General features: G+C 63.3%; 13 protein-coding genes. 12 read left to right on the forward strand and 1 reads right to left on the reverse strand.

From position 1 onward, the window contains the following. Positions 1–164 precede the first annotated feature (164 nt). The 9 genes from AC1PME_RS00205 (at position 165) to AC1PME_RS00245 (ending at position 9478) form a co-directional block, all read left to right on the forward strand. Complete coding sequence (locus tag AC1PME_RS00205; RefSeq protein ID WP_481096937.1) at positions 165–3953, forward strand: LamG-like jellyroll fold domain-containing protein; 3789 nt, start codon at positions 165–167, stop codon at positions 3951–3953. Between the two features lie 598 nt (positions 3954–4551). After that, on the forward strand, positions 4552–5199 hold the full coding sequence (locus tag AC1PME_RS00210) for a hypothetical protein (protein WP_481096938.1): 648 nt from the start codon (positions 4552–4554) through the stop codon (positions 5197–5199). A 718-nt stretch (positions 5200–5917) separates the two neighbouring features. Then, positions 5918–6613, forward strand: coding sequence for a DUF1963 domain-containing protein (locus AC1PME_RS00215; protein WP_481096939.1), 696 nt, complete (start codon positions 5918–5920; stop codon positions 6611–6613). A 166-nt stretch (positions 6614–6779) separates the two neighbouring features. Next, entirely contained in the window at positions 6780–7085 is a 306-nt protein-coding gene (locus tag AC1PME_RS00220; RefSeq protein ID WP_481096940.1) for a hypothetical protein, read from the forward strand. Between the two features lie 8 nt (positions 7086–7093). After that, positions 7094–7435: a hypothetical protein gene (locus AC1PME_RS00225; protein WP_481096941.1), complete on the forward strand. Its 342-nt coding sequence runs from the start codon at positions 7094–7096 to the stop codon at positions 7433–7435. Between the two features lie 231 nt (positions 7436–7666). Next, positions 7667–7903 carry a hypothetical protein gene (locus AC1PME_RS00230; RefSeq protein WP_481098167.1) on the forward strand — a complete coding sequence of 79 codons (237 nt, stop codon included), beginning with the start codon at positions 7667–7669 and terminating at the stop codon, positions 7901–7903. A gap of 124 nt (positions 7904–8027) precedes the next feature. After that, on the forward strand, positions 8028–8594 hold the full coding sequence (locus tag AC1PME_RS00235; protein ID WP_481096942.1) for a hypothetical protein: 567 nt from the start codon (positions 8028–8030) through the stop codon (positions 8592–8594). Positions 8595–8685: 91 nt separating this feature from the next. Beyond that, complete coding sequence (locus tag AC1PME_RS00240; RefSeq protein WP_481096943.1) at positions 8686–8949, forward strand: hypothetical protein; 264 nt, start codon at positions 8686–8688, stop codon at positions 8947–8949. A gap of 70 nt (positions 8950–9019) precedes the next feature. After that, on the forward strand, positions 9020–9478 hold the full coding sequence (locus AC1PME_RS00245) for a T6SS immunity protein Tdi1 domain-containing protein (RefSeq protein ID WP_481096944.1): 459 nt from the start codon (positions 9020–9022) through the stop codon (positions 9476–9478). A gap of 107 nt (positions 9479–9585) precedes the next feature. Here the strand turns inward: AC1PME_RS00245 and AC1PME_RS00250 are convergent, their stop codons facing one another. Continuing rightward, positions 9586–10263: a hypothetical protein gene (locus tag AC1PME_RS00250; protein ID WP_481096945.1), complete on the reverse strand. Its 678-nt coding sequence runs from the start codon at positions 10261–10263 to the stop codon at positions 9586–9588. Between the two features lie 447 nt (positions 10264–10710). Here AC1PME_RS00250 and AC1PME_RS00255 point away from each other — a divergent pair, with 447 nt between their 5' ends. The 3 genes from AC1PME_RS00255 (at position 10711) to AC1PME_RS00265 (ending at position 12193) form a co-directional block, all read left to right on the forward strand. Beyond that, positions 10711–11232: a hypothetical protein gene (locus AC1PME_RS00255; RefSeq protein ID WP_481096946.1), complete on the forward strand. Its 522-nt coding sequence runs from the start codon at positions 10711–10713 to the stop codon at positions 11230–11232. 16 nt (positions 11233–11248) lie between these two features. Further along, positions 11249–11641 (forward strand): hypothetical protein, encoded by a 393-nt coding sequence (locus AC1PME_RS00260; protein WP_307547539.1) that lies wholly within the window; start codon positions 11249–11251, stop codon positions 11639–11641. A gap of 111 nt (positions 11642–11752) precedes the next feature. Beyond that, positions 11753–12193, forward strand: coding sequence for a hypothetical protein (locus AC1PME_RS00265; RefSeq protein ID WP_481096947.1), 441 nt, complete (start codon positions 11753–11755; stop codon positions 12191–12193). Positions 12194–12418: the final 225 nt, after the last annotated feature.

A 12418-nucleotide genomic window follows, 5' to 3' on the forward strand; every position in this document is an offset into this window, starting at 1 on the left:
CTAAAGCCGCTCCCACATGTGCGGTACTGCACTGTGGGAGCGGCTTTAGCCGCGACGCGCTGCACCGACACAGTTCGACAAGGCAAGGCTTTACTTCATACGCCTCCAACACGCAGTGCACGCGCCGCATTGCACACCGCTTCATCCTGCTGTGCTCCCTCGCTTTGCCAGCGATCGCCACAGCCGCCACCCCCGAACTCCTCTTCCGCGTCTCCGCCGACAAAGGCCTGGACGCCGACGTCGCCCACGGCGACCCGCAGCCCAACTTCCGCGACAAGATCACCCTGGTCCCCACCGGCGTGTCCGGCCAGGCGATCGAATGGGCCGACGATGGCGTGTTGTCCTGGAACGCCCCCGGCAACGTCTACACCCAGCGCGGCACGTTGTCGTTCTTCTGGCGTTCGCGCACCCCGGTGGGCGAAGCGCCGTTCGTGATCTTCCGCGTCGGCTACGCCGACCACACCAGCTGGGACATGGCCTGGCTGCGCATCGACTGGAACGGCCACGGCTTCGATGCCTTCGTCACCGACGCCAACCTGGCGCGCACCCGCGTCTCCTTCACGCTCGACAAGAACCCCGCGCCCAGCGCCTGGACCCACCTGGCGTTCGCCTGGGACGAGACCCGCGGCGTGCGCCTGTACGTGGACGGCAAGGAAGCCGCACGCGTGGACTGCACGCAGGCCTGCGCCGACGGCGGCTCGCTCGACTTCGACGCCGCGCTGGACCAGCTCGGCCTGGCCGCACGCGTGCTGGCGCCGCACCAGGTGCAGAGCCGCTACAACTTCCTGCGCGGCAGCGACCTCGACGAGATCCGCATCTACGACCGCATGCTCGACGCGGCCGGCATCGCCGCGCTGGCCCGGCAACAGGAACCGCGCAGCGCCGAGGCCGTGCCCGACAGCGCCGCGCGCAGCGCCTGGCTGCACCGCTTCGGCTGGGACCACGGCCGCGCCCCGCCGGCGCTGGATGCGCCCTCCACGCGCATCCGCAAGGTCGAGTTCGCCGATGCCAAGGACCTGAAGGAATGGATGTGGAAGGCGACCGACGGCATCGCCGAGACCACCTGGCCCGGCGTCTACAACCGCTCGCGCCTGCCCGGCCGCAACGACTACTTTCAGCTGCCCGACTGGAACGTCTACGTCGAAGGCGGCAAGGCGCTGGACCTGGCCCTGCCCGACGAACCGTTCAACCGCATCGAACTGCGCGGCGCCGCTTATGGTCAGGCCACCTATGCCGCCGATGGCGCCACGCCTGCGCCGTTGTTCACGCGCGCCCAGGGCACCGTACGCAGCGTCGATCAGTTCGAGCGCCGCCGCGGCGGCCACCTGCGCTTCACCAACGTCGCCCAGGAAACCCCGATCCAGGAAATCTGGGCCTACGACGTCGGCGCCGGCGCCGAGCCGGCCACCCCCAGCGCCACGCTGCGCTACACCGTGCGCAGCGACATCGCCCCGGACTACGCCAACCTCGCCGCGTTGCGCGCCTACATCGCCGGGCGCTACCCGCCGGATGAGCGCAGCACCGTGGTCGCGCTGCCGACCAAGGCACCGCAACGAAAGCGCGCCGACGACAAGACCGCGGTGCCGCCGCTGCCCATCGTGCACGTGCTCATTCCCTCCAATCTCGGCGATGCGCCGGCCGCGCAGCCGCTGATGCGCAGCTGGTCGTACGGCTGGGAGAACATGCACGACGGCCTGGACGGCATCGCCATCGACCTGCCCGCGCTGCAGCTGCAGGCCACGCACAACGGCCTGATCCCGCTCAACATCCGCGTCAAGGATCCGATCTGGCCGGGCCGCGACATGATCGACGTGTCGGTCTCGGTCGTGCCGGGACAGGCGCGCACGCTGTGGCTGGACCTGCGCGACCGCATCCTCGGCGACGACAGCCTGATGCTCAGCATCGCCTCGGCGGCACCGGGCTTCGACGCGCGCGCGCTGGACGGCGCGCAACTCCGCCTGCTGTTCAAGCCGCGCGAGCAGGCCAAGGCCGAACACATCGCCGACCGCTTCAACCAGGTCAAGGACAACTGGGGCTTCCTGGTCGAGGAACACACCACCTCCAAGCGCCAGCGCCTGTACGCGCGCCTGGATGCCGACATCCACGACCTGCTGCGCGTGGACCCGGACAACGCGCTGGGCCGCCAGTACTGGGCCGACATCAGCTACGGCAACCAGGGCCCGCTGTCGGTGCAACTGCCGCAGCCGCCCAAGGGCGTGCCGGGCTGGGCGTTCTGGCAGCTGGAAGACCTCAAGGCCACGCGTCGCTACATCCACTGGTGGATCGACCAGCGCCAGGTGGATTACGGCGACTTCGGCGGCGGCATCTCCGACGATTCCGACCTCACCCAGCAATGGCCCGGCGTCGCCCTGATGGGCGTGGACCCGGACAAGCTCAACGCCTCGCTCACCGCACTGTCCGACGCCAACTACCGCAACGGCATGTTCACCGACGGCCTCTCCACCATCGAGACCGACGAACTGCATTCCTACGAGGAGGGCATCAACATCAACAGCGCCATGCTCTACCTCAACTGGGGCGACCCGCTGACGGTGGAGCGGCTGATGCGCACGGTGAAGGCCTTCGACACCATCATCCAGGTCAACCCGCAGGGCCACCTGCTGTTCGCCAGCAACTGGTTCGGCGGGCGCAAGGTCTACCGCGAACCGAACTGGCAGTGGCAGAAACCCTACTCGTTCCCGATCCTGCACCCGGCGCTGCTGCTGGGCGGCTACAACGCCGACCCCAACAGCCGCCGCATCGTCACCGGCTTGGCCGACGGCTACCTGGCCCACGCCTACACCGACGCCCAGGGCCAGTGGGCGCTGCCCAACGAGATCCACTGGGCCACCGGCAAGACCCGCGGCGGCAGCCTGTTCGACGGCAGCGGCGGCCCCGACACCCTGCACACCTTCTGGGCCGCCTACCGCTGGACCGGCGACGCGCGCTATCTCAAGGCCATCGACTACCGCGTCGCCAAGGCCGGCCCCGGCGGCCTGTCCATGCTCAACGAGAACTTCCTCGACGTACTCGGCAAGCGCGACAGCTGGGGCGCCAGCCTGACCAAGGCGGCGGCCGACGCCGCCCCCGACGCCGTCCCGGACTTCGCCCACCACGTCGCCTGGGAACAGACCGGCGACCCGCGCTGGCTGGAGACCCTGTACCGCGCCGAGACCCGCGACAAGCTGCAGACCTTCTACATGAACACCGAAGGCCACTGGTGGAGCGACCGCGTCGAATCGCCCACCGTGAACCTGCAGCGCGCCCGCCTCGGCGGCGTCGCCCTCAAGCGCAACCAGACCTACCCCGGCCACACCGTCAGCTGGCGCTTCGCCGACCCGGAAGGTGCGGTGCAGGTGGCGCTGCTGCTGCCGAAGCCGCGGCAGGATCGCTTTACCGTCATCGGCTACAACACCAGTGGCAAGGTGCAGCGGGCGCAGATGACGGGGTGGAATGTCGCGGCGGGCCAGTGGCGCATGCGTGCGGGTGTGGATCGCGATGGCGATGGGAAGATCGATGGCAAGGCTGCCACGCGCGAGTTCGCGTTCGAGAAGAGCGGGGCGGTGGATGTGGAGTTCCCGGCCGGGCAGACGTTGGTAATGGAGTTCGAGTTGGTCACGCCGGCTGCGGTGCCGGTCGAACAGCGGTCGGATTTGGGGATCGGGCGTGGGGATGTGCGGGTGACCGCGGACGCTATCGAAGTCACCGTGCATAGCCTGGGGCATGTGGATGCACCGGCGGGGTTCGTGGTGCTGGAGGATGCGCGTAGCAAGGAACTGGCGCGGGCGGTGTTCCCAGCCATGGCCGCGCCGCGCGATCTGGAGCCGAGGACGGCGGTGGTGCGGCTGGTGGTGCCGGGCGGAAAGAGCGCCAAGGGAGATCGGCTGCGTATCGTCACCCAGGGCGACGTGGCCGAACTGACCCGGCGCAACAACGCGATTGAGTTGCCCTGATCCAACGGAGCATAAGCCAACAGCACTTCCTTCGATAACGGCAGGCGTTGTCGCAAGGAGGCGACCTCGGGACAGAATTTACATTTGTCTCCGCGCACCGGATTGCGTCGTGCTACAACGGGATCGTCTATCTGGGGGAAGGGACTCCCATCTGACCCTATTAAACGGCTGAGCGAGCTTGCGGTGTGCAGCGCATACTCATTACGCGTCAGGGAAGCTAGAACTCGACATTATCTCAGGGGGAATTAATGTTAACCAGAGTTTCGATCATCACGGTACTGGCCGGAATCACCATGTTTCTGGCCGTCACATCCGTGGATGCACGGGTTCGAGCGTCTGGCGCACATCACACATACAGTCACGGTGGCCATTACTCGTCGGGCCATGGCTCTTCGCACAAGGGTGGTAGCTACCGCAGCCCAAGCACAAATAATAGATATCGACGGCATAAGTCTTAATTTCTATAAGGTTAGAAGCCGAAACATGCAAAGAGCAATTGATAGGCCATCTAGGGGGCGGACTGCACTTCTCTGAGTTGGGCGCTTAGAAAATTCACTCTTATCCCGGTTCTCCGGTTCTCGTAGATGGAGACTACGAAATGACCAGTTTAGATATATTTGTCAGCGTAGGAGGTACTGCCAATGAAGAGCAGGAAGCTTTCGTCCGCGCTGTAGAAGATCGACTTCGTAGCGAAGGGCTTGTCCCTCATACCGTTGGTCGGAACACATTCGGCTCAGATGCACCTCTTAAAACCATCATGGAGTTGCTTGACAAATGTCATGGTACGGTTGTGATTGCACTTGAGCGCGTCTATTTCCCCAATGGAACTGAAATGCGAAATGGTCCAAGGGAGAAGCAGTTAAAAGAGATAAGTCTGCCTACTCCTTGGAATCAAATTGAGGCCGCACTTTCCTATGGCCGGGGACTCCCCTTGTTCGTGATTGTCGCGCACGAGATCAAAAGCGAGGGTTTGCTTGAGTATGGCTATGATTGGTACGTACAACGTGTCACGCCAATAGCTGCATCATTGCACTCAAACGAGTTCAATGGCGTTTTAGCAAGTTGGAAACAAAAAATATCGTGCGTCCCAAAGAAAGCTTCGGCAAAAATTACTCCTTCTGAGATGACGGTTGGACAGATTCTCGCTGCGGTCAAGCCAGCTCAGCTTTGGAGCGTACTGACAGCAATCGTGGCGCTCGTTGCATGCGCGTTTACACTGGGAATCAAGCTTTCTGCTAAGGGTTAACATCACTATTGTGTCTATGAGCGAACAAAGGGGATGTAGGTAATTAGGAAAAAATAAAAAACAAGGGTCAGAGGAAACTTTTTGTGTGCGGCACCTTTTAAATTTCGCTCTGACCCCAGTTCTATCCCAATTCTTCCTCGCTTCCCGCCATCGAATAGCCACTCGCTTCGTCTTCCGGCTTCGTTGCCCTACCGCGCTCATTGTCTTCGGCCCCGGTCACATCCATCGGCCACTACCTCCGGCAAGCGCCAAACCGGGATCTATGGCATGCTCGGCTCTCGGCGGTAGTGCTCGGGAGCGCGGCCCATGCTTCACCACCGCCTAACCGTTCGTTCAAGCCGATGCCGCTCCGCGAGACGGCTTCACTCAGGCGTTGGGCATCTAATGATCGAAGCAGATCAAGCCAAAGCTCTAGTCCTTCGCTGCTGCGAAGCTTCTCGCGAAGGAAGTGACCGTTTTGTTATTCAATCCTGCGTGCTTTTTTGACACGTATGGCTGCTGGCTGAAGTCCCGGGCTTTTCCTATCGACCAGACGCTGCACTTCTGCTTGCGCGAAGAAGAGCGGGTTGTGATCTTGCCCCGCGGTGAGCGTGATCGCGAGGAAGATGTCGCAGCTGCATCGGGAAAACTCTCTTCGTCCCATCACGTCAGCAGGGTTGCTGCCCGAAATTGCGAAAACATATGCTCTGCTTCCTGGAGAGTTGCGGAAGACGCACACGTGACGACGACAGCTGACGACCTCAAAGCCCAACTCGCCCGCTCGGGTGTCATCCTGGAGATCGGGGGATTCCGGCCGCCCGACGATCCCCTGGCGAGTTGGTTCGGTCGCGTGAACGTCTGCGCGCCGGGCGAGGCATGGCCGGAGACGGCGGGACGGCCGATGCATGCGCTGTGTCAGATCAATGTCAGCGACCTGCCGCTGCGGCCGGCCCGCCTCGCGGATATCGCACTGATTGCGGTGTTCATCGGTCCCGATACGCTCCCGGTCGATACGCCCAACGGGGAAGGGTGGTGTCTGCGGGCCTACAAGCGCCTCGATGGACTGGTCCCGTTGGCGCCACGGAATACCGATTCGCCTATCAGCGCATTTCCGATGCGGCCGCATGTCTTTCATGACGACTACCCGTGCTGGGAGGATGCGCCGATGGATCTGCCAGCAGACATCGAAGCGCGCTACCACGATCTCTTCCGGAACCTGGATGGCTTCAAGCTGGGAGGATGGCCGACGCTGATACAGGCCGAGATCTTCTGGGCGCCTTTCAAGCGCCATCCCGCGTCGCCGGAATTTGTCTTCCAGATCGACTCCACGGACAAGGGCCGCTGGATGTGGGGCGACGGTGGCGTCGGCTACTTCGGCCGCGGGACAGCGCCCGGGAAGGAGGACGAGTGGGCGCTTGCGTGGCAATGCTACTAGCGATGCTCGGCGGAGAAGGCTGCGGGACCAAGTGCGCAGTTGAGCGGGTGGTGCATCAAGCGAAGTCCTAGCCAGAAAGCACGCTGTTGTGCGCAATGGGCCTACAGGTCTACTCTGATCCAGTTGTTTGGTTGATCACATCAGGGGGTGTGACATGAAGTGTGGAATGCTTTCTTTGGTCCTGCTGGCGGGTCTTGTGGCATGTCAATCCGCACCCTCGCCGCGGCCGGCCGTCGCACATGGGGACGGCGCGTCGCCGGACCGTCCCGTCGATCTGTCCGCGGCGCATAGCGAAGGCGCAGGCATTGCGGCGCAACGCAAATGGCTCGATCAGCACTACCCCGGCGCGCGCATCAAATCGCAGTCGCTGTTGTTCGAACCGTCGGCCATGGACCTCATCACGATCGTGCTGCCCTCCGGCGAGGAGCGCGAGGTCTACTTCGACATTTCGTCTTACTTTGGGAAGTGGTGAGCGGCGCGATGGATGTCGCACAGGTATCTGTGATCGCATTGCTCGTATTGGTTGCGTGCGCCGGCATTGCTTTCGTCATGGCGATTGTCTTCCCATCTCGCCTGGCGTTGTGGCTGTCCCTGTTCACGACGACCACGACGTTTCTCTACCTGCTTTGCGTCGCCTGGTTCCTGCGGGACGGATTGGGACCGGACGCGGTCACATCGCAGGGGGTAGAGGCGGCCTCGCGTGTCGCAGTCAGTGACTGGTTTCCAGCATTGTGTTGGGTGTTCCTCAATGGTTCGGCCTATCTCGTCTATCGACGGAAATGTAGGAAATATGTCGAACCTGCTCCGTTATATGACCTGTGATCCGAATGAAGGATGCACTTTCTTGTGTGCGATTCCTTTGAAAGTTCATTCTGAACCAGTTTCTGCCCTGCGGGGTAACCATTTATTCAAGTATAAGCAGCGTCGCGGCGACGCTTAAAATCAGGTGTTAGCCCTCATATGTTGAGTCACACCAATTTTCGGGAGGTCTGGGAATCGACTCAAAATGGGGCGGTTCTTTGCGCCCTCATCAACGGCGACATCGGCTGGCTTATGTTCTTACCCTCGCCTGACGATCCAGGCTTCAGTTCTCGCAATCCGTCCTATTCGGGTCCACTTGACGCAACGATCGAATACAGGCTTTCCAATGGCCAAGTCGATTCATATCCAGCTTCATGGGCGCTGCCGCTCGCAACGATTGAGCGAGCCCTCGCCTCCTTCCGGGATACGGGAAAGCCACCATCTTTCGTCTGCTGGCACAACGACTCCGGTGATGCTTTAGAAGTCTGATCACCGGTCTAGGAAAAAGAGTCAGAGTGCACTTGTCTTGAAAATGCACTCTGACCCCAGTTCTCTCCTGACACTTCCCCAATCTGACAGTACTCCGTACGAGTTCGCATCAAGGCTAGACAGCATGTCGACCAGTCATCTCTCGACCAGTTATCTCGATGCGCTGAAGGAACAGCTACGTAAACTAAAGGTAGTACAACCGCCACATCCTTGGCGCCAAGTGACGACCGTTGCTGTTAGCGGTTTGCACTCCATCGGATTCGATATTGACTCCGAGTACTTGCTTGTCATTTCAAGCGCTGGGCGGGGAGTCATCGACTGTGATGCCGGGCAGAAGGTGTCACGAGACTATGAGGAGAACTATGAGGGAGAGGAGTTCCTGGAGGCCAATGGAATTGGCCCACTTCAGGGAAAGAAAATCCGCACATCAGGCCTAATGGGTGGAGGTCTACCGTTAGGCACATCCGATGGTTGGCATATTGAACTGGTAACCCTCGACTGGCCCATCAGGGAGATCATTCTCGTAGAGCCTTTTTCATCTCTCTACGGCGCCCGATACGGCAAGCCAGCGATCTTTCATAAGATCTGTGCGGAGTACGAGCTGAGAGCTAGTGGATTTTCGTACACGGGCAAGACGCTTGTCATTGCCACGTCAAGCGACATCGTGATCTTCTCAAGAGGTGGAAGCTGACATCTCCATTGCCTAGAAAATGAAGATGTCGGCACGGATAGTCTCGATCCGCCAAACTCGCTGTTGGTATCGATCCATCAACATCTGCCCCATGACCACATTCCAATTCCAACCCCGCTGGAAGGAAGAACTCGTCTGCATCGGGCCGGGTGGCGCGTTCGTGCTGGACTTCCCGATGGGCGTGCCGACCGTCTACGTGCCCACCGAGCATGCCTGGGCGCAGAGTGCACCTGCATGGGCACGCGATCTGTGGCCGGTGTTCAAGGCCGAGCTGGAAGCCTGGTGCGAGGCGCGCGACGTGCAGTTCTTCCTGGATGGCTCGGCCAAGTGCTACGGCGCCGTCGCCAAGGTCTAGGTGAACACGATGACGGCAGGCGAACGCGCGTGGCTTGGTATCCTGACGCGCCATCGCAGCAAGGTCTCCAATGAGCCAGAGTGCAGAGCGCGCCGACGCGACCAAGGTCCCGCTGTATCACCTGATTGCGCCGGAATCGCACGAGGTGCTCGGCCCGTGGGCGGACGCGTTCCCGGCGTATACCGTCGCGGTCGGCTACTCAAGTCTCGGCCACTTCTTTCTGCATGATCCGACCAGCCAGGATTACGCGGTGCTGCATCCGTTCAAGGCCGCGGGCAAGTCGTACGGCGCGCACGCCTCGACCGCAGCGTTCGAGGCGGCCATCCTGCGCGATGCGGGCTTCGAGGAGTACGTGTTGCGCGGCGACCACGTCCGCGCGATCGCTGCGCGTCTTGGCCCGTTGAAGCCCGGGCAGATCTATATCCCGCAACCGTATCCGACGCTGGGCGGAACGGAAGCACCCGAGACCTATGACAAGGGCGATGTGTGGGTCTTTGCGGAGCTTGTCGCGCAAAGCGTGGGTCTGTGACGCAAACTGGAATCACGCGGCGGGACGCGATCTTCTAAGTGAGAACCCGGGCGGCACCACATCGCCGCCCGGATCACACGCAACGCGAAAACCGCAGAGGCCGCGCCTTAGTGCTTCGCCGCTTTGCGCCGGTACACACCATTGAAGCTGACGTTGGCGCCGCCGCACTGCAGGTTGTCCGAGACCACCAGCAGGTCGCCGACCAGCTGCAGGCGGACCTTGCAGTCGTCCTCGCTGAGTTCCAGCCGATTGCCTTCCGGAAAGCCGCGTGCGGTGACGGCGCCCAGGTTGGGGCCGCCGGGCCTTTCCTCGGGGCTCGGGTTGGCGCTGGGCCAGTAGGCATCGCCGTTGGCAGTGAGGGTGCCGTCGCCGTTGGCGATCAGTTGCAGTTCGTTGTCGCCGTCGTGCCACTGGCCGACCCAGGCCTGCGGCTTCGGTGCGGCCGTCGCCGGCAGTGGCTGCACGCTGGACGCCGCCACCCAGCCGGCGCTGCCGCCGACCTTGTTGGGGTAGAACGCGCAGACGAAGCCGCCCTGGCGCTGCGCCAGGATCACCGTGTCGTCCTTGACCACATAGGCGCGCTGCCGGCATGCGGCCTCGCCCTTGGCCGGGCAGCCGTCGTCGTCGTTGAGCAGGTACAGGCGCGGCACTACGACCTTGGCGAGCGAGAACCCGGCCGTGCTCATGGGGAAGCCGCCATTGCGGCACATCGCCGTGTCCTCGTCCGGTGCCGCGTAGGCCAGTGCGGGAACCGCCAACAAGGCGAGCAGCCAGGTCTTGTGCATCAGAGTCGCTCCAAAGGTGGGGCGACAGTGTGGGCCAATGTGGGTGAACCGGTGGCGAGCGAGTTGGTGGCTGAGGACGTGGCGGGCCTTCCACGCTGCGGAGCGTAGTGTTGGCCTCGCTCGATACTGCTGTTTCTGCATGTTCGAGGCAGTGACCAAGCCGGAGAAAACGATGCAGGTCGTACTCGGGCCGTTCCGTGGAAAGGACCCCACTTGGCATCTCAACGACACGATCTGCGTGCGGTTCTATCCGTGATGCGAGCAGCGCCGCCCGGTCATCCGTTCGAGCCGAATCTGGAGCCGGAGCAAACACCATGAGGCTGTGCCGCCGCCGCGTCGCGATGACTGCTTCAGTGCTGCAGCGACGGTCGACCGTCCTGCATATCCTCACCGGCCTGCCTGATCCGTCGAACAGCCGCCCTGCTTGCCGGCGCATGGCGACGCGTGATGAAGCACCGTGTGCTCGCCCTCGCGGTCACGCCGCTCCCCGCCGGCTGGGTGCTGCCGCTGTGGTGCGGCGTGGAAACGTGGCTGACGTTCTGGCAACACCAGGGCGTGGCTCCGCTGCAGCATGGTCTTCCCGGCGACTCCTTCCCCTACCTGGCCTTCGCTTCGGCCTGCTTCAAGGTCGCCAGCGTGTGGCTCGCCGTCGCGGTCAGCCTCTGGGCGTTCTCGGCACGCGTGCCTGTCTACGCCGGAGCCGACGAGTTGTCATGCACGCGTGCTGCAATCGATCTGGCCCGTTGCGGCGCGGCTGTATCCGGTTCCGGCAGGCTGGCGCTGCGAGCGACGCACGCGCCGCGTCCGCGTGCCGCAGGCGACTGCGCCGGACGCACCGGGCCGCAGACGCTCGGCACCGCTGTCCACCTGGACCGACGTGCGTGCGTTTACCCTCCGGGACTGCGCATCCGCGCCTGCACGCCGTCACGTATGCCGTGCCGATGCGCGCGTCCGCCATCCGATCGTTAGAGAGCCAAGCTACCGCATGCATCCTGTCATCCACTTCCGCTCCCGCCTGCTCGAGGTGAGCGCCGAGCCGGAGAATCCGATCAATCCGATCCACGGCAGCTCGCTGCTGGACTGGCTGCGCGTGCGCGTCGGCGACGCCATGGTGCTGTCCGAACCGGACCCAGAGGATTGGGGCTGGGCCTCCGAGGCGGAATGCCAGGGGCGCACCTACCTGGTCGGCGCCTATGCCGAGGAAGAGGTCGACGGCAACCATACCTGGATGCTGCAGATCGAGAAGCAGCGTTCGTTCTGGGAGCGCCTGCTCGGCCGGCATGCGATGCGCGACGACGATCCGTGCTTTGTCCGGTTGCATGCGCTGATCGCCGCCGAACCGCGGTTCACCGACCTGGTGGTGGACCGCGAACGCTGAGGGCCGCTGCGGTCTCGTGGCAACGCTGAGTGGCGTGCTGTCGCCGACTGCAGCACACGCGTCATCGCACTTGGGTATGCTCGGCGGCCCCTCTCCGTCCGCGTTGCCACGATGCCGATCCGCTCCCTGTCGCTGTTCCCGTTGCTGCTGATCGGCACTGCGCCCGAGCTGATGGCGGCGCCCAGGCACTGCCTGCCGTATGGGCCGACCCAGGTCACCTTGTCCGGTACCCTGGCGCCGTCTTCCACTGACACCGCCTCGCCTACTGCGCCGCACTCGCACACGCACGCCGATGCCGGCGCGGCAGCGACCCAGGAAGAGGTGCTGATCCTGCCGCAGCCGCTCTGCGTGGCGGCGTCGGCAGACGGGCAACAGCCGCGGCATGAGCAAGTGCGCCGACTGCGGTTGGCGGTCACCGAGGACCAGGCGGCGCATCTGCGCGAGGAAGGCGCCGGCCAGGTGGTGCGGGTCACCGGAACACTGGCGCATGCGCCGACCGGCCCGGATGCACCGCCGCTGCGCCTGACCGTGCTCGGTGTGGACAGCGATTGAAGAGCCGGACGGACAGGGGCATTTGCTGCGACTCAATGGCATGTGTCGTCGCTGCGTAGGAACGGCTTCAGCCGCGATGGGTGTTCCCGGTAAAGCATGTCGCGGCTGAAGCCGCTCCTACGTGGGGGCCTCTTGCCGTGAGGTGGAGGCTCGGTGAGACCGGATGTTTCTGTTGCCCAGGCCCAGCTGGTTCTGTGCCCACGCTGGCCGCTGGCGCGCTCGGGG

Source organism: Xanthomonas sp. NCPPB 901 (assembly GCF_056725085.1).